The 22,735-nt window shown below is 76.3% G+C and carries 19 protein-coding genes and 1 pseudogene; 7 read left to right on the top strand and 13 right to left on the bottom strand.

The features are described 5' to 3' along the window. Window positions 1-32: 32 nt before the first annotated feature. From ACIBH3_RS07875 to ACIBH3_RS07860, 4 genes are all read right to left on the bottom strand, one after another. Window positions 33-434: a hypothetical protein gene (locus ACIBH3_RS07875; protein ID WP_396311033.1), complete on the bottom strand. Its 402-nt coding sequence runs from the start codon at window positions 432-434 to the stop codon at window positions 33-35. After that, window positions 434-1,552, bottom strand: coding sequence for a molybdopterin-dependent oxidoreductase (locus ACIBH3_RS07870; protein ID WP_396311306.1), 1,119 nt, complete (start codon window positions 1,550-1,552; stop codon window positions 434-436). The genes ACIBH3_RS07875 and ACIBH3_RS07870 overlap by 1 nt, the downstream gene beginning before the upstream one ends. A 166-nt stretch (window positions 1,553-1,718) precedes the next feature. Further along, complete coding sequence (gene zapE / locus ACIBH3_RS07865) at window positions 1,719-2,777, bottom strand: cell division protein ZapE (RefSeq protein WP_396311032.1); 1,059 nt, start codon at window positions 2,775-2,777, stop codon at window positions 1,719-1,721. A gap of 181 nt (window positions 2,778-2,958) precedes the next feature. Continuing rightward, window positions 2,959-4,641 (bottom strand): CocE/NonD family hydrolase, encoded by a 1,683-nt coding sequence (locus ACIBH3_RS07860; protein ID WP_396311031.1) that lies wholly within the window; start codon window positions 4,639-4,641, stop codon window positions 2,959-2,961. Between the two features lie 227 nt (window positions 4,642-4,868). Between ACIBH3_RS07860 and ACIBH3_RS07855 the strand changes: the two genes are divergently transcribed. Continuing rightward, entirely contained in the window at window positions 4,869-6,371 is a 1,503-nt protein-coding gene (locus ACIBH3_RS07855; protein ID WP_396311030.1) for a hypothetical protein, read from the top strand. 106 nt (window positions 6,372-6,477) lie between these two features. Continuing rightward, on the top strand, window positions 6,478-7,161 hold the full coding sequence (locus ACIBH3_RS07850; protein WP_396311029.1) for an AAA family ATPase: 684 nt from the start codon (window positions 6,478-6,480) through the stop codon (window positions 7,159-7,161). Between the two features lie 52 nt (window positions 7,162-7,213). On the opposite strand, the gene ACIBH3_RS07845 is transcribed toward ACIBH3_RS07850, so the two are convergent. The 3 genes and pseudogenes from ACIBH3_RS07845 to ACIBH3_RS07835 all read right to left on the bottom strand — a co-directional run. After that, window positions 7,214-8,029 (bottom strand): methyltransferase domain-containing protein, encoded by an 816-nt coding sequence (locus ACIBH3_RS07845; RefSeq protein WP_396311028.1) that lies wholly within the window; start codon window positions 8,027-8,029, stop codon window positions 7,214-7,216. Then, entirely contained in the window at window positions 8,026-8,796 is a 771-nt protein-coding gene (locus ACIBH3_RS07840; RefSeq protein WP_396311305.1) for a DUF2064 domain-containing protein, read from the bottom strand. The genes ACIBH3_RS07845 and ACIBH3_RS07840 overlap by 4 nt, the downstream gene beginning before the upstream one ends. Further along, window positions 8,770-9,459 (bottom strand): annotated as a pseudogene (locus ACIBH3_RS07835) (glycosyltransferase family 2 protein); the annotation flags it as partial. The pseudogene ACIBH3_RS07835 and the gene ACIBH3_RS07840, both read right to left, overlap by 27 nt. A gap of 222 nt (window positions 9,460-9,681) precedes the next feature. Between ACIBH3_RS07835 and ACIBH3_RS07830 the strand changes: the two are divergent. Both ACIBH3_RS07830 and ACIBH3_RS07825 read left to right on the top strand, forming a co-directional pair. Further along, entirely contained in the window at window positions 9,682-10,479 is a 798-nt protein-coding gene (locus ACIBH3_RS07830) for a response regulator transcription factor (protein ID WP_396311304.1), read from the top strand. Then, window positions 10,476-11,633 (top strand): sensor histidine kinase, encoded by a 1,158-nt coding sequence (locus ACIBH3_RS07825; protein ID WP_396311027.1) that lies wholly within the window; start codon window positions 10,476-10,478, stop codon window positions 11,631-11,633. Before ACIBH3_RS07830 ends, ACIBH3_RS07825 begins: the two co-directional genes overlap by 4 nt. 506 nt (window positions 11,634-12,139) lie before the next feature. Here the strand turns inward: ACIBH3_RS07825 and ACIBH3_RS07820 are convergent. Together ACIBH3_RS07820 and ACIBH3_RS07815 are read right to left on the bottom strand one after the other, a co-directional pair. After that, window positions 12,140-13,210 carry an NAD-dependent epimerase/dehydratase family protein gene (locus ACIBH3_RS07820; RefSeq protein ID WP_396311026.1) on the bottom strand — a complete coding sequence of 357 codons (1,071 nt, stop codon included), beginning with the start codon at window positions 13,208-13,210 and terminating at the stop codon, window positions 12,140-12,142. Between the two features lie 53 nt (window positions 13,211-13,263). Next, entirely contained in the window at window positions 13,264-14,883 is a 1,620-nt protein-coding gene (locus ACIBH3_RS07815; RefSeq protein WP_396311025.1) for an alpha/beta hydrolase, read from the bottom strand. Between the two features lie 112 nt (window positions 14,884-14,995). Between ACIBH3_RS07815 and ACIBH3_RS07810 the strand changes: the two genes are divergently transcribed. Then, on the top strand, window positions 14,996-15,823 hold the full coding sequence (locus ACIBH3_RS07810) for a DNA-formamidopyrimidine glycosylase family protein (protein ID WP_396311024.1): 828 nt from the start codon (window positions 14,996-14,998) through the stop codon (window positions 15,821-15,823). Between the two features lie 121 nt (window positions 15,824-15,944). Here ACIBH3_RS07810 and ACIBH3_RS07805 read toward each other — a convergent pair whose 3' ends face one another. Together ACIBH3_RS07805 and ACIBH3_RS07800 are read right to left on the bottom strand one after the other, a co-directional pair. Next, entirely contained in the window at window positions 15,945-16,616 is a 672-nt protein-coding gene (locus ACIBH3_RS07805) for a uridine kinase (protein WP_396311023.1), read from the bottom strand. A 152-nt stretch (window positions 16,617-16,768) separates the two neighbouring features. Then, the gene (locus tag ACIBH3_RS07800) at window positions 16,769-18,049 is read right to left on the bottom strand and encodes a PucR family transcriptional regulator (RefSeq protein WP_396311022.1); all 1,281 of its coding nucleotides are present in this window, start codon (window positions 18,047-18,049) and stop codon (window positions 16,769-16,771) included. 262 nt (window positions 18,050-18,311) lie between these two features. On the opposite strand from ACIBH3_RS07800, the gene ACIBH3_RS07795 reads away from it, so the two are divergent. Next, the gene (locus tag ACIBH3_RS07795) at window positions 18,312-19,160 is read left to right on the top strand and encodes an esterase/lipase family protein (protein WP_396311303.1); all 849 of its coding nucleotides are present in this window, start codon (window positions 18,312-18,314) and stop codon (window positions 19,158-19,160) included. 35 nt (window positions 19,161-19,195) lie between these two features. Here ACIBH3_RS07795 and ACIBH3_RS07790 read toward each other — a convergent pair whose 3' ends face one another. Together ACIBH3_RS07790 and ACIBH3_RS07785 are read right to left on the bottom strand one after the other, a co-directional pair. Then, entirely contained in the window at window positions 19,196-19,516 is a 321-nt protein-coding gene (locus tag ACIBH3_RS07790) for a DUF4326 domain-containing protein (protein ID WP_396311021.1), read from the bottom strand. A gap of 22 nt (window positions 19,517-19,538) precedes the next feature. Next, window positions 19,539-19,976 carry an RDD family protein gene (locus ACIBH3_RS07785; protein WP_396311020.1) on the bottom strand — a complete coding sequence of 146 codons (438 nt, stop codon included), beginning with the start codon at window positions 19,974-19,976 and terminating at the stop codon, window positions 19,539-19,541. A gap of 170 nt (window positions 19,977-20,146) precedes the next feature. On the opposite strand from ACIBH3_RS07785, the gene ACIBH3_RS07780 reads away from it, so the two are divergent. Next, window positions 20,147-22,726 (top strand): SpoIIE family protein phosphatase, encoded by a 2,580-nt coding sequence (locus ACIBH3_RS07780; RefSeq protein WP_396311019.1) that lies wholly within the window; start codon window positions 20,147-20,149, stop codon window positions 22,724-22,726. Window positions 22,727-22,735: the final 9 nt, after the last annotated feature.

Raw genomic sequence — 22,735 nt, 5'->3', positions numbered from 1 at the left:
AGCCGGGCGGCCGCCCGGCTCCGGCCGCCCGGTCAGGGGCGCTTGCGGCGTCGCCGGAGCAGGGCCCACAGGGTGGTGAGGGCCGCGATGGCGGCGAGGACGAGCAGCCAGTTGCGCAGGTAGGGCAGCGGCAGGACGCTCGGGTTGCCGCCGTCCACCCCGGCGCGCAGCACGGCCGGCAGGGCGACGGCCGTGACGGCGGCGGTGAGGATCAGGCCGGTGCGGACGGGGGTGGTGCGGGCGAAGGTGGCGCCGGCCGCGCAGACCAGCGGGACCCAGAGGGCGTCGTGCAGGATCAGGCCGCCGACGGCCCATTCGGCGATGCCGAGCGGGTCGGTGATGTAGTGGTCGGTGAACAGCCCGTACAGGCCGTAGCCGGTCAGGGCCAGGCCGCCGAGGGCGAGCAGGGTACGCAGCGCGCGCATCGCGGGCATCAGAGGACCTCCATCCGGGCGACCCACTTGGTCTGCAGGACACCGGGCCGGTTGGGCGCGATGATCCGCGCCGGGTAGCCGTGGTCCGCGTTCAGCACCTCGCCGTTGACCCGCAGCGCGAGCAGGGTGAGCGGGTCGCGGACGTACTGGGCCGGCATGTCCATCACCCGGTACGGGCCGTCGGCCTCCAGCGAGGTGACCCGCAGCCGGGCGTCGGCGGGGGCGCCGGCCAGGTCCAGCAGATCGCGGACCCGCACGCCGGCCCAGCGGGCGCCGGCACTCCAGCCCTCGACGCAGGCGATCGGCAACTCGGCCTCGTACTGCGGGAGTCTGGCCAGATCGGCGAGCGAGAGGCGTAGCGGGTGCGGCCCGTCGACGGTCAGCCGCCAGTCGGCGGGCACCGTCGTGGTGCCGGCCTGGGCGGCGGTGCGGTTGACCGGGAGCCCCTGCGAGCCGAGGTCGGGGCGGCGCGGGGCGAACAGGTCGAGCGCCCGCAACCAGGGGACGCTCTGCCCGGCGGTGGTCAGCGTGACCACGCCGACCGCGGCGGTGACCGCGGTCAGGAACGCCCGGCGCTCGGGGAGGCCGGGCCTGACCCGCCGCCAGTGCTCGGCGATCTGCGGCGCCTTGGCGGCGATGTGCAGCAGCAGTCCGCCGGTGGCCAGCCAGCCCAGCCAGAAGTGCGTCTGGCGGAACGGGAACGGCCACGGGTACCACTGCAGGGTGTTGAACAGGCCGGTGAACAGTTCCAGCACCATCGAGGCCACCAGCACGGCGATGCCCAGGCGCTCCAGCGCGTGCAGCACGCTGCGCGCGGGCGGCCACTCGAAGAGCTTGGGGTAGACCGTCCACAGCTTGGCGGCGAGCAGCGGGATCGCGGCGATCCCGCTGATCACGTGCAGGCCCTGGGTGAGCCGGTAGCCGTTCGCGGGCCGGCTGGGCAGCCAGCTGGGGGACTCCTGGACCAGGTGGCTGAGCAGCCCGGTGAGGAAGCAGGTGAGCAGGGCCGCGCCCAGCCAGCGGCCGAGCACGACGGCGGTACGCGGTCCGTGCAGGGTCGAGCTGAAGGTGCCCTCGCGCAGCGGTCCCCGCCGGAGGGCGTCCGGCGGGGTGGGCAGCGGGAGGTCGTACGAGCGGCGTCGGGGGGCGGGGGTGTCTTCGTCCACCGCTCCATCAGACCGCGTACACGCCCCCGGAAGGGGCTTCGGCGTGCTTACGGAAGTCGTACGGCCGCCGCCGACCGGGCGGTCCACCCGGCAGGACGCGGAGTGTTGCCCGTCGCCGTCAGCCGTCGCCGCGCGCCGCGGGGAGGGGCGCGGCCGCTGCGGACAGGAGCGACAGGCGGCTGGCGGTCCGGTTGACGTCGATCGGCAGGGTGTCGCCGTGGAGTACCTCGTCGAGCGGTGCCTCCCCGGTGAGGAAGAGACGGACCTCCCGGTCGCAGAGCACGTCGATCAGGTTCGCGAACCGCTGCGCCGCATCCCTCGTTCCGCTCCCGAGCCTGGGCAGGCCCGAGACGACCCAGGTCGGGAAGCGGTCCGCCAGCGTGAGGTAGTCGGTGGTCGAGGTGGGCTGATCGCAGAGGTCGTGGAAGTCGAGCCACACCAGACCGGCGCGGACCGCCAGCGCGGAGATCCTGCGGCTGCCCACGTCCAGCCACTGCTGCTCGGCGGCGCTCGGCACGCTCAGGCCGGCGTCCGCCAGCTGCTGATCGGTTCCGGGCCAGAGATACAGCCCGCGTTCGAAATCGGAGCGGGGCGCACCGGAGCGGCCCTCGGCCCGGTAGTCCCGGGGCCCCGCGAGTTCGACGATGTCCATGGTCTCTTCGAGCATCTTGATCGTCGGCTCGAACATCTGGTGGTACACGGGATTGGGGAGCAGCCCGGTCGGGGGGTAGTTCGACGTGGTGAGCAGCGTGATCCGCTGATCGTGGATCGACCTGAGCACCCGGCCGATCAGCATCGCATCGCCGGCGTCGTGGACGTGGAACTCGTCGAAGACGAGGAAGCGGCAGTCACCGAGCAGTTCGGCGACCGCGAGGTCGCCGGCCCGCCGGTCGTCGCGGTGGCGGGAGTACGCCGCGTGGAACTCGCGGAAGAACTCGTGGAAGTGCAGTCGGCGCTTGGCGCGGACGGGTACGGCGTCGAAGAGGGTGGTCGTCAGCCAGCTCTTCCCGCGGCCGACGGACCCCCAGAGGTACATCCCACGGGGTGGCTTCGTGAACGGTCCCCGGCGACGCGACACCTCCGTGCCGAATGCGCAGAGCCTGGCGGCGGCCTGCACCTGCGCGTCGTCCAGGGCGAAGCCGGCCTGCGCGGCGGCGTGTTCGAACTCCTGCATCATCAACTGGCGGTCCCCGGTCCCCGTCGGCACAAAGCCTGATTCGCACACATGAGCACTGGATGATGATCTTGCCAGACGGGGTCCGGCCTCGGCCAGGGCCGTCGGCGGCCGGGGCCCCGACCCGGAACCGCCCGCGTCGCCCCGGCGGCGCGGGCGGTTCGGGCGCCGCCGGGGCGGGCCGTCAGCGCAGAGGGAGTGTCAGCTCGGACGGGTCGGCCGCCGGGGAACTGAAGGTGACCTCGCTGCCGGCCGGGGTGCTGCTGCCGTACAGCGGGTCCGTGGTGTCCAGGACCACGGCCAGCCGGTGGCCGGCGGGCAGGTCGTAGGCCGTGGCGAAGAGCGCGATGTCGAGCGGGAAGGCCTGCCCGGGCTCCTTGCCCGACCAGCTCTGCGGGGCGTGGGAGACGAGCTTCCCCACCCCGAACGCGTTGACGTCGTACAGGTAGCCGATCACCGTGCCCCGGGGCGAGGACGCGGTGACCGTGGTGTGCAGCCGTACGGTGCCGCGGATGTCGCGCGCCGCCGGGGACGGCGCGGACTGCCACACGGCGCCGGCCGAGCGCGGCAGCAGCGGGATCACCACGGTCGGCGGGAGCTTGGCGACCTGGTCGAGCAGCCCGGACAGCTCCGGGATGCCGCCGTTCGCGCCCGAGTCCCGGCCGCCGACGACGGACGTACGCCAGCCGGTGCCGGCCGCGCCGCCGAGCGCGCCGGTGCCCAGGGCGTCCGCGGCGCCCAGGCGCAGGCTCTCGCTGCGTGAGCCGACGGACCGCCAGTCGGCGTAGCTCTCGTGCGTGCCGCCGGGGCGGACCTCCAGTTCCACCGGCTTGCCGGGTCGGCCGGCCCGGCCCTTGAGGTGCTCGTCGAACCAGCCGCGCGCGCTCGCCCAGGTGGGGTTGGGCAGGCCGAGGAGGCTGGTGAGCTCCTGGGTGGCGTGGTCACCCGGGCGCAGTTCGAGGCGCTTGGGGCCGCTGAGCCTGTCGTAGAAGGCGGCGGCCTGGCTGGGGTTGAAGACGGCGTCCCCCCAGGCGTTGGCGAGGAACACCGCCGTGCCGTGGGCGTTGATCCGGTCCAGGTAGGTGCTGGGCGACCTGGTCCTGGCCCACTCCACCACCTCGTCCATCGAGCGGTCCTCGAAGAGCTGGGCCAGCGTGCGCTCCAGCTCGGGCCCGCGGCGGCCGGTGGGCGTCTGGATGGCCGTGAGCAGGGACGCGGCCTTGAGGTGCCGGGTCTCCCCGCTGTACAGCGAGTCGGTGAGGTCGCCCCAGCCGCTGAGCGCGGCCACCGCCTTGATCCGCGGGTCGAAGGCGGCGCCCAGCAGGGTCAGGCCGCCGCCCAGGGACAGGCCCGTCATGCCCAGGCGCTGCGGGTCGGCGGGGGTGTGGGCGAGGGTCCAGTCGATCACTGCGGAGATGTCCGCGACGTCCTTGGGCCCCGCGACGTCGATCTCGCCGCCGGAGAGCCAGAACCCGCGCACGGTGTAGGTGACGGCGACGTAGCCGTCGGCGGCGAGCTGCCTGCCCTGGGCGACGTACTCCAGGTCGTTCTGCCCCCAGCTGGCGGGCTGGACGATGGCCGGGTAGCGGCCCTGGGCGTCGGCGCCCGGAGTGCCGGGCGGCGGGGTGAAGACGTTGGCCTTGAGGACGACGCCGTCCGTCATCGCGATGTCCACCAGTCGGAAGCCCGGCAGTACGCCGGCCACGGCCGTGGCGGTGGCCGGTGCGGACCCGGCGCCCGCGGCTGCCGAGGCCGGCACCGCGAGGGCGGGGCCGGTGACGACGAGTGCCGTGACGATCGCGGTGGTTGTCGCCCAGGCCCGGCTGCGGCGGCGGCCGCCGGTGCGGGGGCGGTGGGGGTGCGTCAACGATGCTCCAACGGTTCAGGCGGACGGCGCCGCGGTGGCACCCGTCCGGCGAGCTTGATCGGAGCGTACGGGCGTGCAACCGGCCCTGATGAGACGATGATCAGCCAAACTTACTGGCGAGTAGTAAGCGGGTGCGGCGGCTCCGACCGGGTGCGGGCGGCTTACGGAAGTCCTACGGCGGGCCGGCGGTCCGCCGATCCCGGCCCGCGCGGTGGCAGGCTGACCAGGTGCCCCGGACCTCACCCGAACCCCGTACCGCGCTGCCCGCACCCGCCCGCCGCACCGCCGCGCCCGGCCCGGGTGCCGGCACCCTCGCGTGCTGCTGCCTGGCGCTCGCCGGGCTGGCCGCCGCCCTCGTCCTGACCGTCAGGGCCGGCGGCACCCTGGGCAACCCCCGTCCGCTGTACGGCTGGTACCTGCTGGATGCGGCGCTGTTCGCCGCCGCCGTCCTGCTGCTGCGCCGGGTGCCCCTGGGGCGGGCGCGCTGGCTGGTGCCGGCCGGGAGCGTGCTGCTCGCCCTCACCGGGCTGCTCGCACCGCCCCGGACCAGCGACGACGCCTACCGCTACGTCTGGGACGGCCAGGTCCAGGCCGCCGGGATCTCGCCCTACGCGTACGCCCCGGACGACCCCGCGCTGGCCGGCCTGCGCGCCGACGCCCCGGCCCTCTTCCCGGCGGGCGGGCCCTGCACCTCCTGGGACGAGCGGCGCGCCGCCGGCGGCTTCTGCAGCCACGTCAACCGGCCCGCCGTGCACACCGTCTACCCGCCCGTCGCGGAGGCCTGGTTCGCGGGCCTGTACGCCACCACGGGCGGACGGCTCGGTGTACGCGCCGCTCAACTGGGCGGCGCGCTGCTCGCGGTGGGGACGACCGGTGCGCTGCTGTCCGTCCTGCGCCGCCGCAGCCCCGAGCGGCTCTGGCAGGCCGCGCTGTGGGGGTGGTGCCCGGGGGTGGTGGTCTGGGCCGTGAACGACGCGCACGTCGACACCCTCGGCGCGCTGCTGATGGTCGCCGCACTCGGCGTCGGTGTCGGCCGCGGTGTCGGCCCCGGCGCGGGCGCCGCGCAGCGCGGCCGGGCGGTCGGTGGGCGCGCGCTGCTCGGAGCCGCCATCGCCACCAAACTGCTACCGGCGCTCGCCCTGCCCGGCCTCCTCTCCGGCGCGCTCGCCCGCCGGCCTGCCGACTGCCCCACCGGCCGCGACGCGTGGCGCGGCCTCCGGCCGGCGCTCGGCGCCCTCGCCGCCTTCGTGTGCTGCTATCTGCCGTACGTGTTCGCCTCCGGCACCGGCGTGCTCGGCTACCTGCCCGGCTACCTCCACGAGGAGGGGTACGACCAGCAGCACATCACCCGCTTCGCCCTGCTGCGCCTGCTGCTGCCCGACCACCTGGCCCCGTACGCCGCGGCGGTGGTGCTGCTCGCGGTGGTGCTGTACGTGCTGCGCGCGGGGGACCCGCAGCGGCCGTGGCAGGGAGCGCTGCTGGTCACCGGTAGCGCGCTGCTGGTGACCTCGCCCGGCTACCCCTGGTACGGGCTGCTGGTGGTGGCGCTGGTCGCGCTGGACGGCCGCTGGGAGTGGCTAGCGGTGCCCGCCGCCGCGCAGGTGGTCTACCTGGGCCACGGTCAGGTGCTCCAGGGCGCCTACGCCGCCGCGCTCGCGCTCGTCCTGACGGCGGTGGTGCTGCGCCGCTCCGGGAACCGGCCGGGTGGTCCGCACCGTCCCGTTCTGTGAAAAGGAGTACGGCGGTACCCGTGCTGACCACTACTCTTTACTGTCTCTTTGAGCAGGCGGAGCAGGCCCGGGTAGTCAGCCGCACCGGGCTCCGGAGGGAGTGCTGGTGTCCGAGAGGACAGAGGTCGAGGCGTCGTCACCGCCGCGGGTGCCGCCCCGGGTCCCCACGCCCGGGCGGGCTCCCGCGGCGCCGGGCGCACCCCCGCTGCGCCCGCACGCGCTGCACGATCTACGGCGTGGCCGCGGCCCGGCGGTGCTGAACTACCCGCCGGGGGACGTGCTGGTGGTCGCGGGCCTGCCCGGCAGCGGCAAGAGCACCCTGCTGCGGCGGTGCGTGCAGGCCGCCCGGGTGATCGACTCCCAGCAGGTCCGCGCGGAGTACGCCGCCCGGGTGCCGGCCTGGCTGCCGTACGCCGTCTACCGGCCGTTCGTCAGGCTCGACCACTACCGGCGGCTGCGGCGGGCGCTGCTGGCCGGGGGCTCGCTGGCGGTGCACGACTGCGGGGCGCTGCCCTGGGTGCGGCAGTGGCTGGCCCGCACCGCGGCGCGGCAGGGGCGGCGGCTGCACCTGGTGCTGCTGGAGGCGAGCCCGCTGGAGGCGCGCGAAGGCCAGCTGGCCCGCGGACAGACCGTTTCGGCGTACGCCTTCGCCCGGCACCGCTCGGCGGCCCGCGCGCTGCGCCACCGGCTGGCGGGCAGCGGCGCGCCGCCGGACGGCTGCGCGTCCGCGGTGGTGCTCGACCGGGCCGGCGCCCGGGCGCTGCGCGAGATAGCGTTCCGCGCGGCCTGAGGGGCCGGCCCCATGGGCGGATCCGTCCGGCGAAGGCTCGGCCGGCGGAGGGTCAGCCCGGCGACTGCCGCTGGACGGCAGCGAACGGGACTGCGCCTGCGGTGCCGCTGCGGCACGCGACATCCCGGCCGCCGGACGGGAGCGGGAAGGCTCCGCACCCGGCCTCGGGCCGCCGTGGCCGGCCAGGGCGGCCCGGCCGGCCGGAGCGGCGCAGGGCGAGGAAGTGGCGGCCGTGGGCCGTCCAGCGGTCGGACTCGGTGAGGCCGGCCGGGGCCGCGTGGCGGGCGGTGGCGTCGGCGCCCAGCCGGGCCCAGGCGAAGGGCGGCCCCGAGCGGCCGGTGGCGTCCTCGATCCGGACCGTCAGCCGTTCGTCCACGTCCTGCGGTTCGACCTCCGCGAGCAGCAGGCCACCGGGTGCCAGCAGTTGGGCGATCCGGTGCAGCAGGGCGGACGGGTCGCCGCCGATGCCCAGGTTGCCGTCCGCGAGCAGGGCGCCGCCCCAGCGGCCCTCGCCGGGCAGTCGCTCGAAGACGGAACGGCACAGGGCCGGGCCGCCCAGCCCCCGGGTGCGGGTGACCGCCGCGTGGGTGACGTCCACGCCCAGCGCTGGCACGCCGAGAGCGAGCAGCCCGGCGACCAGCCGGCCGGGCCCGCAGCCGACGTCCAGCACCGGGTGGCCGAGCCGGACGCAGCGCTCCAGCAGGCTCAGGTCGGCGGCGTCCGGCGGGGCGCACCAGCGGTTGACGTCAAGGTGGTGGCGGTGCCCGTCCGGCCCGCGCAGCCAGAGCGGGCCCCGGCCGGAGCGGATCGCCTCGGTGAACGGATCGTCGATCCAGGGGCGGGCCGGCGTCCGGGCGAGGCCGCTCACCGGGCCTCCACCACCGGATCGGTGCGCCCCGGCGCGGCCGGCGCCGGGGCCGCCGACGCCTGCGGGCGCTGCGCCCGCGGTGCCGCCTGCGGCGCCGCCCGCAGGCCGGCGCCGAGGCTCCGCCAGCGGGCCGCGAAGGCGCCGGCCGGGGCCAGCGCGGCCGCGGCCGCCGCGTCCGGCGCGGTGTCCACATCGGTCAGCACCGGCAGGTGCCGGACCCGCAGGCCCGCCCCGGACAGCCGGGCGAGCAGCGCCGCGCCGGTGCCCGGGGTCGACATCGGTACGCCGACCAGCACCCGGCGGGCCAGCTCGGGCGTGGGCCGGGCCAGGCCCAGCGCCCAGAAGCCGCCGTCCGAGGCCGGGCCGTACCAGGCGTCCGTACCCGCTCTGGCGGCAGGGGCGAGCGGAGCGGCGAGGGTGGCGGCGCTCAGCTGCGGGGTGTCCATCCCGACCAGCAACGCCGGCACCTCGGCCGGGGCGTGCGCGAAGGCGGCGGCGAGGCGTACGTCCAGACCGCCGGCCACCTGCGGCAGGACCTCCCAGCCGGCCGGCAGCCAGCGCCCGGGAGCGCCGTCCAGTACCAGCAGCCGCCGGCCGGCGGGCACCGTGCCGAGCGTGCGCAGGGTGTCGGCGAGCGCGGCCTCGGCCAGTTCGGCGGCCTCCTCGGGGGTGTACGGCGGGGTCAGCCGGGTCTTGACCCGCCCGGGCACCGGCGACTTGGCGATCACCAGCAGGGTCGGCGGCGGCGACGCCAGCACGGCCCGCATGTCCTGCACCGCCTGCCGGGTGCCGCGCAGGGTGCCCGTCACCTTGGAGCGCCCGGCCCGCGGCCGGTAGTCGACGTCCCGCTCGGCGATCCGCATGCCCGCGGCGGACGCGGCGAGCACCATCTCCAGCGGGTAGCCCGAGCGGCGGTCGCCGAGGCCGAGCGCCAGCAGCCGCTCCCGCCGGGCCGCCCGCATCGGGCCCAGGTCGTGCAGCGGCGCGCCCGTCCTGGCGCGCAGCCTCCGGGCCAGCGCCCGGTTGGCGAGCCGGGCGTGGGCGGGCCAGGCGCCACGCGTGGTCGGCCGGCGCCGGCCGAGCACCAGATCGGCGGTGCCGTCCAGCACCGGCCCCACCACGTGGTGGAGCTGGGCGGGGTCGAGCGAGCCGTCGCAGTCCAGGAAGCAGACCGTCTCGGCCGTGGCGGCCAGCAGCCCGGCGTGGCAGGCGGCGCCGAAGCCGCGGCGCGGCTCCTCGACGACCAGCGCGCCCAGCCGGCGGGCCAGGTCGGTGGAGCCGTCGGTGGAGCCGTTGTCCACGACGATCGCGCGCCAGCCGGGCGGGATCCGGCCCAGCACCCAGGGCAGCGCGCGGGCCTCGTCAAGGCAGGGCAGCACCACGTCGACGGAGGGGAGAAGAGGAGGGGGAGTGGTGGTCACCCGCTGCACGCTACCCAGTGGAACCGGGACAAACAGGGCATCGCCACCTTACGGAAGTCATACGCGCGGCGCCTGGCGCCCGGATCACCCGCGGACCTTCCTATCCTCGAAGGCGTGACAGCCCCCGATCCCGGCCCCGCCCCGGCTCCAGCCCGCGGTGCCGCCCCAGCCCGCGCGTCCGGCCCCACCCCGGCGCCCGCGCCGGCCCCCGCCTCCGCCCCGGCGGCGGGCGTGCCCGCCGGCCGCATCCTGGTCGTCGACGACGACCCCACCGTCGCCGAGGTCGTCGCCGGCTACCTGCTGCGCGCCGGCTACCGCGTCGACCGCGCCGCCGACGGCCCGCAGGCCCTGGCCCGCGCCGCCGAGACCCGCCCCGACCTGGTGGTGCTCGACCTGATGCTGCCCGGAATCGACGGTCTGGAGGTCTGCCGGAGGCTGCGCGCCACCGAGGGCGGGGAGCGGCTCCCGGTGGTGATGCTCACCGCCAGGGGCGACGAGTCCGACCGGATCCTCGGCCTGGAGCTCGGGGCCGACGACTACGTCACCAAGCCCTTCAGCCCGCGTGAACTCGTCCTGCGGGTCCAGTCGGTGCTGCGCCGCTCCACGGCCACGGCCGCGGCCGCTGCCTCCGCCGCACCGGCCGCGCCCTCCGGCCTGCTGGCGGCGGGCGATCTCACCCTGGACCCGACGGCCCGCCGCGCCTTCCGCTCGGGGCGTGAACTCTCCCTCACCCTGAGGGAGTTCGACCTGCTGGCGTTCCTGCTGCGGCACCCCGGCACGGTGCTCGGACGGGAGGAGCTGATGCAGCGCGTCTGGGGCTGGGAGTTCGGCGACCTCTCGACCGTCACCGTGCACGTGCGGCGGCTTCGCGAGAAGGTCGAGGACGACCCCGCCGCGCCCGCCCTGATCACCACCGTCTGGGGCGTCGGCTACCGCTTCGACCCGGCCTCCCCACAGCCCCCCGCCGCGGGCCGCGCCGCCACCACCCCTCCCGGCCCCACCCCGCTCCAGGAAGGCCCGACCCTGTGAAGAGCCTGCTGCTCATCGCCGCCTTCGCCGCCCTGGGCGCGGGCGCGGCCGGACTGCTCGGCTGGCCGGCCGTACGGCTGCTGCGCCGCCGCTCGGTCGCGCTGTCGCTGTTCTGCGTCGCCGTCGTCACCGTCCTCGCCATGACGGCGGGGACGGTCTCGGTCGCGCAGGCGATGTTCCTCTCCAGCCACGACTTCGGCGTGGTGATCACGGTGACCTGCATGGCGGCCGTGGTCTCGCTGGTGATGGCCGCGCTGCTGGGCCGGCAGGTGGTGGCCGGCAGCCGGGCGCTCGCCGTGGCGGCGCGGACGGTCGGCAGCGACGACGGCTTCGCCGCGCCGGCCCAGCCGCTCGGCTCGGAGCTCGCCGCACTCAGCGCCGAACTCGCCGCCACCAGCGCCCGGCTCGCCGAGTCCCGCACGCGTGAGCAGACCCTGGAGGCGTCCAGGCGCGAGCTGATCGCCTGGATCTCGCACGACCTGCGCACCCCGCTGGCCGGCCTGCGCGCGATGGCGGAGGCGCTGGAGGACGGCGTCGCCGACGACCCGGGCCGCTACCACGCCCAGATCCGTACCGAGGTCGACCGCCTCACGGGCATGGTCGACGACCTCTTCGAGCTCTCCCGCATCCAGGCCGGCGCGCTCACCCTCTCGCTCTCCAGGGTCTCCGTCTACGACCTGGTCGGCGACGCCATCGCCGGCGCCGATCCGCTGGCGCGCGAGCGGGGGGTCCGCCTGTTCGGCGGCCAGGTCGAGCCCGCCCCCGTGGAGGTGGACGGCCGGGAGATGACCCGCGTACTGGGGAACCTGCTGGTCAACGCGATCCGCTGCACGCCGGCGGACGGAGTGGTGGCGGTGGCCGCGCGCCGCTCGGAGGACGAGGTGGTGCTCTCGGTGACCGACGGCTGCGGCGGGATCCCCGAGCCGGACCTGCCGCGGGTGTTCGAGACCGGCTGGCGCGGCGTCAGCGCCCGCACGCCGCAGGCCCCCGCCGGGGGCGGCTCGGACGGCCGACACGGCGACAGCGGCGCGGGCCTGGGCCTGGCCATCGTCCGGGGGATCGTCGAGGCCCACGCGGGCCGGGCGAGCGTGTACAACGTCAACGGCGGTTGCTGCTTCGAGATCGCCCTGCCGGCGGCCGCGGTGCTCGCCTAGCCCGGCGGTGCGGGCGGCCCGGCGGCCCGGCGCGCGGGGCGGGTGGCTCAGCAGTACACCTCGATGTACAGCAGGGCGCGCCCGTCCTCGCCGTGGAACTCGAACGCCTCGTGGAACGGCAGGTCGTGTGCGCCGAACCGGCTCTTGGCCTCCAGCCAGGCGGGGCCGGCCGGTCGGCCTCGGGGACGAACCGGGGGAGCCAGGTGTCCCGGTCCTCGTCGTAGGACATCTCGCCGGCGGACATCAGGTCCGCCGTGACCGCCAGCCGCTTGGCCCGCCGGGGGTCCAGCGGCCCGCGTACCAGCCGCCACTCGTGGCCCTCGCCGTCGGTGAACCCGCCCGCGGCGACCGGCGGCAGCACCGCCGGGCCCGACACCCCGCGGTCGGGCGGATCGCCCAGGGCCGCCACCACCTCGGCGAAGGTGGTCCGTTGCTGCTGCTTCTTCGCCATCGGGACAGGATGCCATGCGCGCCGCGGGCGGCTCCCGCCCCTCGTGGGAGGCCCGCTACCCGCGCTCGCCGCCGCGCAGCGGTGCCTTCGCGAACTCGGCCATCCCGGCGGCGAAGGAGACCTCCGGCCGCCAGGCCGACTCCGCCCGCAGCCGCGAGGAGTCGGCCGTGATGTGCCGGACGTCCCCGAGCCGGTACCGGCCCGTCACCACGGGTGCCGGCCCGCCGTACGCGGCCGCGAGCGCGACCGCCATCTCGCCGACCGTCCGGACCTCCCCGCTGCCGACGTTGTAGGCCCGGGCGCTGCCCGGCGGGCGGGCCGCCAGCGCGTCCAGCGCCGCCGTGTTGGCCGCCGCGACGTCCTCGACGTGCACGAAGTCCCGCCGCTGGCCGCCGTCCTCGTACACCCGGGGCGCCTCGCCCCTGGCCAGCGCCGATCGGAACAGCGAGGCGACCCCCGCGTACGGTGTGTCGCGCGGCATCCCCGGCCCGTACACGTTGTGATAGCGCAGCGTCAGCACCCGGCCGCCGCAGGCCCGCGCCCAGGCCGATGCCAGGTGCTCCTGGGCGAGCTTGGTCGCCGCGTACACGTTGCGCGGGTCCGCCGGGGCCTGCTCGCGGACCAGCCCGGGGGTCAGCGCGGCGCCGCACAGCGGGCAGGGCGGTTCGAACCGCCCGGCGTCCAGGTCGGCCGCCAGCCGCGGGCCCGGGGAGACCTCGCCGTGCTGCGCGCAGCGGTAGCGCCCCTCGCCGTACACCACCATCGAGCCCGCCAGCACCAGCTCCCGGACGCCGGCCCGGGCCATCGCGGCGAGCAGGACGGCGGTGCCCAGGTCGTTGCAGCCGACGTAGTCGGGCGCGTCGTCCAGGTCCAGGCCGAGGCCGACCATCGCCGCCTGGTGGCAGACCGCGTCGACGCCGCGCAGGGCACGCTCGACGCTCTCCCCGTCGCGGACGTCGCCGTGCACGAAGTCCACGCCGTCCGGCAGCCGGACGTCCCCGCGCCCGCCGGGGTGGACGGCGGGCAGCAGGGCGTCCAGCACCCGGACCCGGTGTCCGGCCCGGACGAGGCGGGCGGCGACGGCGGACCCGATGAACCCGGCACCGCCGGTGAGCAGAATCTCCATGCCCGCGACGCTAGCGCCGGCGCGACCCCGGGCGGGCCTGCTGCGGCGCACCGTCAGGACTCCGTAACACCCGGGCGGCCCGGCTCGGCGGGGCAGCTCACGTCGTGCCGCGGGCGGGCTCCGGTGACCAGGAAGTCGGTGACCAGCCGGTCGCCGCAGGCGTTGCCGTTGGCGCGGTACGCGTCGTGCCCGCCGGAGTCCACGGCGACCATCGTGGCCCGCTGCCCGAAGGCCTGGCGGAGCTTCAGGGCCCCGCTGTACGGGGTGGCCGGGTCACGGAGGTTCTGGATCAGCAGCACGTTGGACGGCCCGTCCGGGGTGATCCGCACCGGCGGCTCGGCCGGCCGGGCCGGCCAGTACGCGCACGGCATGACGTTCACCGGCATGCCCGCCGTGAGCGGGTACCGGGCCCGGTCGGCGGCGACGTCCTTGCGGAGCGCGGGGACGGAGCCGGGCCAGGTCACGTCGTTGCACAGGGTCGCGGCCGACACCGCGACGGTGTTCTGCAGCACGGCGTCGGGGACCGCGGGGGCCGCCGGCAGCGGCGCGGAGCCGCGCGCGGCGAGGACGAGCTGCGCCAGAGCGGGGAACCGCTGGTCGGAGTAGAGGCTGTCCAGCAGCGTCTGGCGCAGCACGTTGCCGTTCAGCACCGCCGGGTTGGCGCCCTCCCACGGGATCGGCTCGCGGTCCAGCCGTGCGGCGAGGTCCAGGAACATCGGGCGCACCTCGTCGGCGGTCCGGGCCAGCCGCAGCGGGTTGCCCGGCTCGGCCGCCCAGCGGGCGAAGTCGGGGAAGCGGTCCTCGACGCCCACCGAGAAGTTCGCCATCCAGCCGCGTGCCACCCGGGTGGGATCCGGGTCGTCGTTGCTGTCCAGCACCACCCGGTCGGTCCTCCCGGGGAACATCTGGGCGTACACGGCGCCCGCGTACGTCCCGTACGACACGCCCCAGGTGGAGATCCGTGTCTCGCCGAGCGCCCGGCGGATCCGGTCGATGTCCCGGGCCTCGTTGGCGGTGCTGATGCTGCGCAGCACCGGGCCGCCGTTGCGGGCGCAGGCGTCGGCGATCCGCCGGGCGGTGGCCAGATTGCCGTCGATGGAGCCGTCCGGCGCGGGCCACGGGCGGAGGTTCACCAGCGCCAGGTCCTCGTGCGCCAGCCCGCAGCTGACCGGGGTGCTGCGGCCCATGCCCCGGGGGTCGAAGCCGACCACGTCGTAGCGGTCGAGCACCTCCCCGGGGAGCTTCTTCGCCGCCGAGCTCGGCCCGTTGAGGCCGGAGCCGCCCGGGCCGCCCGGGATCATCAGCAGCACGCCCCGGCGGGCGCCGGGCTGCTGGCTACGGATCCGGGAGACCGCCAGGGTGATCTGCGGGCCGTGCGGGTCCTCGTGGTCCAGCGGGACGGCGACCGTCGCGCACTGCTGTCGCGGGTCGGCGCCCGGGCCGCAGTCCGTCCAGCGCAGCGCGGTGGGGCGGGAGGCGGCGGTGTCCGCCGAGGCGGAGGCGGTGAGCGGGGCGGTCACCGCCAGCGCGGCGGCCAGGGCCGCCGCGCCGAGCACGGTCCGGCCCCGCAGGGGCGCGTGCCGGGCGGAGCTACCCGCGGTGGAGTGCTGGGCGGTGCCGTGGCCCTGCCGGGTGCCGTGCTGCGGGCCGCTGCTGTGCTCGGGATTCGTCATGCCGTCAGTCTTGTCGGCGGGCAGGCGCGTTCCCATCCGGCCAGCAGGCCGGCCCCGGGTGGGGTTTGCCCCACCGCAGGCGGTCGGCCGGCCACCGGAGCAGGATGGAGACATGCCAGAGGGTGACTCCGTCTACCGCGCCGCGGCCCGCCTGCACGACACGCTCGCCGGTCGGGTACTGACCGTCGCCGACCTGCGGGTCCCCGCCCACGCCACCGCCGCCCTCACCGGCCTGCGGGTGCTGGACGTCACCCCGCGCGGCAAGCACCTGCTGACCCGGCTGGAGGGCGGCCTGACCCTGCACACCCACCTGCGGATGGACGGCCGCTGGGAGGTCGACCGCCCCGGCGAGCGCTGGTCGGGCGGCCCGGCCTGGCAGATCCGGGCCGTGCTCGGCACCGACGACGGCACGGCCGTCGGCTACCGCCTGCCCGTCGTCGAGCTGCTGCGCACCGCCGACGAGGGACGGGCGGTCGGCCATCTCGGCCCCGACCTGCTCGGCCCGGACTGGGACCCGGCCGAGGCGGTGCGCCGACTGGCCACGGACCCCGGCCGGCCACTCGCCGAGGCCCTGCTCGACCAGCGCAACCTGGCCGGGATCGGCAACGTCTACGCCAACGAGCTCTGCTTCCTGGCGGGTGTCACGCCCTGGACGCCGGTCGGTGACCTCCCCGCCCTGGACCGCCTGGTCGGGCGCGCCCGGCAGGTGCTGGAGGCCAACAAGCTGCGCGCCGGCCATGTCACCACCGGTGACACCCGGCCCGGGCGCGGCACCTGGGTGTACGGCCGGGCGGGCCGCCCCTGCGCTCGCTGCGGCACCCGGGTGCTGACGGCGAGCCAGGGCCGCCCGCCGCAGGACCGGGTGGCCTTCTGGTGCCCGTACTGCCAGCGCGGCCCGGCGCCCGAGGGTGCCACGGGCCGTCGCGCCGGCCGCCGCTGAGGGGCACACCGGGCGCCGGTGGCGCCGGGCCTCGCGCGCCCGAACGGCTGAGCGGGCGGCACGGCCCGTACGCGTCGGGCCCCGGCGGGTTGGCTCCGCCGGGGCCCCGGGGCCGCCCGGCTCAGCGCTCGACCAGGGCCGGGTGGCGGGGGTCGTCGACCCGGACGGTGAGGTCGGCGCCGTCGGCCGGCCCGGTCTCGGTCTCGTAGCGGGCGAAGGCCGGCAGGGTCCACTGCTCGTCGGGCGGTGTACGGCGGGCGAGCGCGGCCGGGGTCATCGCCAGATGGACGGTCAGGTCCACTGGCAGCCAGCGGCCGAGCAGCAGCGCGCCGTCCAGCAACAGCACCCCGCCGGGCGGCAGTTCGGTGTACGCGGCGCGGGTCGCGCGGTCGGCGTCGGCGTCCCAGAACGTCGGCAGCACCCGGCCGGTGCCGCCGGGCTCCAGCGGGTCGAGTACCTCGCGGGTCAGCGCGCCGTCGTCGAGCCAGAGGTCGTGGAAGGCGTCCGGGTCGTGCTTCCCGTACTCCAGCCGTACGGAGGCGGGGCGCAGGAAGTCGGCGGCGGACACCCGCAGTGCGGGCCGCCCGCGTAGCCGCAGCGGTTCGACCAGCGCGTCCGCGAGGGCGCCCGGCCGGGCGGCGGGCGCGCCGTCCACGGCGACGCGCAGCCGGCGGGCGCCCGCCGCCGGGGCGCCGGGGTGGGGCGCGGAGCCCGGGGTTTCGGCGGCGAGGTCCAGGACACGGTCGGCGATCAACTCGGCGAGCCGCTCGGGCGAGATGGGACGTATCTGCACAGGGCCATCCTGCCGTGCCGGCGGCCGGGCGGTCGTCCGGGTTGACAGGTTGGGCCGGAGCTCCCACCGGCCACGGCCGCCGAACGGCACGCGCCGGTACCGGCGCGGCGCCGGCCCGGCTCGACCCGGGCCCCGCCCGGGCCCGGCGCCGGTCAGCCGACGGCGGTGCCCTCGCGGGCCGCGAGCGCCGCGGTGATCCGCAGCAGGTCGCCCGGGCGGCCCGGGTCGAGCCCGGTGAGGGCGGCGATGCGGCGCAGCCGGTAGTCGACGGTGTTGGGGTGCAGGTGCAGTGCGCGCGCGGTGTGCCGGCGGTCGAGGCCGCCGGCCAGGTGGGTGCGCAGCGTGGTGAGCAGTTCGGCGTTGCCCTCCAGCGGTGTGAGCAGCGCGGCCAGCGGCCCGCGTGCCTGGCTGGGCCGGGAGAGCTGGTACTCCAGCAGCAGGTCCTCCAGCCGGTACAGTCCGGCCGGGCGTCCGCAGGCCCGGGCCACCTCGCCGATCTCATGGGCGAGCGCCGCGGCGGCGGGCACCCCGGCGGGTTCGGCGGCTCCGGCGCCGGCCCAGACGGCCACCCCGACGGCCTGCGCGGTGCGCGCGACGAGGTCGGCGAGCCGTTGCCAGTCGGTTGGGGTGAGGTCGCCGGGCCGACTGCCGGAGGGGATCAGGATCAGGCCGCCGGCGGGGTTCAGTGTGCTGAGCGCACTGCCCCGGAACTGGTGCTCCACCTCCAGCCGCAGCCGGCGCAGCTTGCGGCGGCCGGCGATCGCCGGGTCCACGCCCGGTACGGCCTCGTCCGGGTGCTCGGCCATCGCGAGGCTGAGCACCAGGTAGCCGCCGGGCGGCCGCAGCCCCGCCCGGGCGGCGGCCTCAGCGCAGGGGGCGCCGTCCAGCAGGGCGGTGAGCAGGGTCTGGCGGGCCGCGTGCCGGTCGTCGGTGAGGGACCGGCGTTCCTCGAAGTAGCCGGCGGTCGCGGCGGCGGTGATGTGGCCCAGGTGGTCGAGGAGGAGGCCGCCGACGGCGCGCAGGGCCTCGACGTCGCCCGGTCCTGCGGGTGCCGTGACCGCGGCCCAGCAGATCCGCGCGCCCAGGTGGTAGGCCGTCAGGACGGACTCCAGCGGGATGCCCTCGTCGGCCCGCCGGGCGGCCGACTCGCGGACGGCGTCAAGTCCGCGTCCGCCGGGGTTGCCGCCCGTCCGGAGGATCTGCCCGAAGCCTCTGACGCTGTGTTCGACGGCTCTGGCGATGTCCCCGGACAGCTGCTCGGCGGGCAGCCGCCGGTACAGCGGGACGTGGGCGCGCAGGGCCGCCAGCACGGCCCGGACCAGCTCGGGGACGGCCCGCAGCAGGCGTTGGTCGGCCGTGGTGCCGGCGATCACCGGTGGCTGCCAGCTGCCGGGCGGCCCGGCCGGATCGGCTTCCGCTTTGTGACCGGTCACAGAAATCACCGTCCAGGTCTGGTGAACGCCCAGGGTCCGGCGGCGCTGCGGCGACCGCATCATGGAGGCCCCTCGGTTACCTGTTGGTAACAAACTCCTCGTGCGGAGGCAACAGTTGAGACACCGAATTCTGCGGAGCACCGCCGGCCCGGGATCCACCGCCGGCCCAAGAGCCACCGCAGGCCACACGCCCGCCGCAGGCCACACGCCCGCCGCCGGCCACCGGCCCGCCCGCTCCCCGCGCGCCGTCCTCGGCGCGGCCCTGCTCGCGGTCGCCCTGCTGACCGGCGCGCCCGCGGCCACCGCCGCCCCGGCGCCGCCCGACAACGACTCGGTCGCCTCCCCGCCCGGTGCCAACGACTGGTCCTGCCGCCCGACGGCCGCCCACCCCGACCCGGTCGTCCTGGTGCACGGCACCTTCGCCAACCGGTACGAGAACTGGCTGGCCCTGTCGCCGCTGCTGAAGGGCCACGGGTACTGCGTCTTCGCACTGGACTACGGCATGGTGCCCGGCATCACCTCCGCCGGCAGCGGCCTGCTGCTCCCGATCGGCGGGCTCGGCCCGGCCGCGGAGTCGGCGGCGCAGCTGGGCCGCTTCGTCGATCTGGTGCGCGGCGCGACCGGCGCGGCCAAGGTCGACATCGTCGGCCACTCCCAGGGCGGGATGATCCCGAACTACTACCTGAAGTTCCTGGGCGGCGCGGCCAAGGTCGACAAGGTGATCGGGCTGGCGCCCTCCAACCACGGCACCACGCTGGCCGGCCTGGCCAACCTGGCGCCGTACCTGCCGCGGGTCACCGAGCTGCTCTACACCGCCTGCCCGGCCTGCCGGGACCAGGTCGCGGGCTCGGCGTTCAACCAGAAGCTCGCCTCCCTGCCCGACACCGTGCCCGGCGTCCACTACACGGTGATCGCCACCCGCTACGACGAGGTGGTCACCCCGTACCGGACACAGTTCCTGTCCGGGCCGGAGGTCCGGAACATCACGGTCCAGGACAGCTGCCTGCTGGACCTCACCGAGCACGCCCTGATCGCCTTCGACCCGACGGCGCTGCACCACGTCACCAACGCCCTCGATCCGGCGCACGCGACCCCCGTCGGCTGCGGCTGAGCCGGGACCGGCCCCCGGCTCCCGCCCCACCCGCGTCAGCGGTCCTCGTCGGCCAGTTCGGCGAGGACCTGGGCGTGACAGGGCAGCGGCACGCACCAGCAGCCCAGGCGCCGCCCGCGCAGCCCGGGCAGCAGGGAGAGCAGCTCGGGGCGCTCCAGCAGCCAGGCGCGGTACTGCGCGACCACCTCCTCGCGGGTGCCGTCCCGCCCCGGACGGAACGGGCAGGCCAGCGGGGAGCCGGCCAGCTGCCAGCCGCCGCGGTGCATCGGCCGGCCCACGTACACGACATCGGCGTAGTCCGGGTCACCCAGATGGCCCTTCAGATTGACCACGGCCGTCGGTCGGCGGGCGCTCATCGCGGATCAGGCCGGTCGCGGATCAGGCCGTGGTCGGCCACTGCGGCTGGACCGGCTCGGGCAGCGGGGTCTCGACCGGGGTGACCACGGTGCTCATGATCTTGTCGGCGAAGGTCTGCCGGCGGTCGTCCCAGATCGGCCACAGGAAGCCCAGATAGCAGGGCAGCGCGTCCAGGATGTGGCACAGGTCCCGCAGGAAGGCTTTGAAGGTGCCGATCGGCCGGCCGGTGGCCTCGCTGTGCAGGTGGGTGCCGAGCGCCATCTTGCCCCAGCTCTGCCCCTTCCCGGCCAGGTAGCAGCGGTTGTAGACCCAGAGGGCGAACGAGACCAGGCCGAGGGCGATCTGCAGGGCGGCGTTCCCCGGGTCGATCAGGTCGGCGATGGACGTGGGGATGCCCACCAGGATCCAGTCGATCAGGTAGGACAGCACACGGGACCACCACGGGGTGAACTGCTGCATCGGGGCCGCCGTTCTCGCGTCGGATGAGGGGTCGGTACGGCCATGCTGACGCAGCGCGGTGGCGCCGCAACTCGGCGCAACCGCCCCGCGCCCTCGTACCAGGGCCCGCCCCGGTGCCCGCGCGGCCGCCTCGCCTTGACAGGTACCTACCCCCGGCGTAGCAAGAAGAGATGCGCCAGGGTGTGCCGGCGGACGAGACCGGTCCGCGCGTGACCGGCGGTACCGAGGCGGCGAGCACCAATGTGCACCGCCCCTGGCCCGGCGATGCCGCCGACGAGTACCGGGCCCGCGACGCACTCCTGGCCAACGCCGTCCGCAAGGCCCTGACCAGCACCGACGCCTACGGCGCGATGGTCTACCTGCGCTCGCACGACCGCCGCTCGCTGGTGCTGAGCACCCTCGGCGGCGTGCCGTTGTCGCTGCTCGGCGCCTTCCGCCGGATCGCCGTCGCCGGGCCGATGCCCGTCGCCGTCTGCTACCGCACCGGCCGCACGATCATGCTCGCCGACGCAGAGGACACCATGCGGCGCTTCCCCCAGCTGGCGGTCGGCCTGCCGTACGACATCGGTTCCGCCTGCGTTCCGGTCCGGTCGGGGGAGCAGACCTTCGGGGTGCTCAGTGTGCTGTGGCCCGTCGTGCGGGACATGCCCGACGGCGTACGCCGGCACCTGCGGACGGTCGGCAGCCGGCTCGGCGCGGCACTGGCCGAACTGGAGGCGGCCGGCCAGCCGGTGGAGTCCGCGCGCGAGGCCGCCGTCGTCGAACTGCCCTCCGCGGCCCCGCCGGCCGCCCGGGTCGGCCTCTTCGACTGGAACCTCGCCACCGGCGCGTTCCTGGCCGACGAGACGCTGTGCGCGATCTTCGGCGTGCCCGCGGCGGACTTCGACGGCCGCGCCGCCACCCTGTTCGCCCGGATCACCCCCGCCGACCTGCCCGAGCTCAGGGCCGCCGCCCGGGCCGCGCTCGACGACGGCCGGGTGCTCGCCGCCCGGGTCCGGGTGCTCGACCACGAGGGCCACCTGTACCCCGTCGAACTCTGGGGGCGCGTCCCGGTGACCGCGGGCCCCGCCGGGCGCGCCCACCTCACCGGCGCCGTCCTGGACACCCGCACCGGCACCGCGGCCGCGGCCGCCGTCGAGCGCCTGCGCGACGGCGTCTTCTCGCTCGACCCCGACGGCTTGATCACCTACGCCAACCGCAGCGTCGAGCTGCTGCTGCACGCCCGCCGCGAGGAGATGCTCGGCCACCACCCCTGGGACGTGCTGCCCTGGCTGTCCGACCCGACGTACGAGGACCGCTACCGCGCCGCGATGCTCTCCCAGCAGCCCACCGCCTTCCTCGCGCACCGCCCGCCCGACGGCTGGCTCGCCTTCTCGCTCTACCCCGACGCGCACGGCGTCACCGGCCGGGTGGTCGCCGCCGAACCACCGCCGGGCCTGGAGCCCCGGCCGGTGGCCGGCCCGCCCGCCGCCCGGGCCAGCCTCGGCGTGATGTACCACCTGCTCCAGCTGGCCAGTGCGCTCAGCGAGGCCGTCACCGTCCAGGATGTCTGCCGGGCCGTCGGCGAGCAGATCCTGCCGGCCTTCGGCGGCCAGGAGCTCGCCATCTACGTCGTCCGCGACAAGCGCCTGCACCTGGTCTCCCAGACCGGCTACCCCGAAGGCTTCCTGGACCGCTTCGAAGGCACCCCGATGCGCGCCCGGCTGCCCGGCGTGGAGGCGCTCAGCTCGGGCACCCCGATCTTCTTCGAGTCCGTCCACCAGCTGGCCGCCGCCTACCCCGGCATCCCGCTCGACGAGATGGGCGCCTGGGCCTTCCTGCCCCTGATCGCCTCCGGCCACCCGGTCGGCAGCTGCATCATCGGCTTCGACGAACCGAGGCCCTTCACCAACGAGGAGCGCGGCCTGCTCACCGGCCTCGGCGGCTTCATCGCCCAGGCCCTGGAGCGCGCCCGCCTGTACGACGCCGAGTTCGCTCTCGCCCGCGGCCTCCAGCAGGCCCTGCTGCCGCACCGGCTGCCCGAGATCGAGGGGGTGCGGATCGTCGCCCGTTACCTGCCCGGCACCCAGGGCATGGAGATCGGCGGCGACTGGTACGACGCGATCGTCACCGGCGGCCTGGTCAGCCTGGTCATCGGCGACGTCGAGGGCCACAGCGTCGGCGCCGCCGCCACCATGGGCCAGCTGCGCAGCGCCGTCCGGGCGTTCGCCACCGGCGGCCAACCGCCCGACGAGGTGCTCGCCCGCACCAACCACCTGCTCGTCGACCTCGACCCCGGCCTGCTCGCCAGCTGCTTCCTGCTCCGTCTCGACCCCGCCACCGGCCGCGCCCACGCCGCCAGGGCCGGCCACCTGCCGCCGCTGCTGCGCCGGCCGGACGGACCGACCGAACTGCTCGAGGTGGCGGGCGGCCCGCTGCTGGGCATCGAGCACCGCGCCGAGTACCCCGTCACCGAGCTGCGGCTCGACCCCGGCTCCGTCCTCGCGCTCTACACCGACGGCCTGGTCGAGGAGCCCGGCACCGGGATCGACGAGGGCATCGACCGGCTGCGCGGGGTACTCGCCCATGCCGGGGCCACCGGCCTCGACCAGCTCGCCGACCGCCTGCTGCGCGACGCCCGGGGCTCCACCCACCGCGCCGACGACGTCGCGCTGCTGCTGACCGCGTACCGGCCCGGCCCGGCGGACGAGACTTTCGTCGCCGCCTCCCGCGACGAAGGGAGACGGCGCGGCGAGCGGCGCTCCGGCTAACCTCCCGGC

Origin of the sequence: Kitasatospora sp. NPDC050543 (genome assembly GCF_044457565.1) — a bacterium.
Classification (GTDB): domain Bacteria; phylum Actinomycetota; class Actinomycetes; order Streptomycetales; family Streptomycetaceae; genus Kitasatospora.
This window is presented reverse-complemented; position numbering and strand designations above follow the sequence as displayed.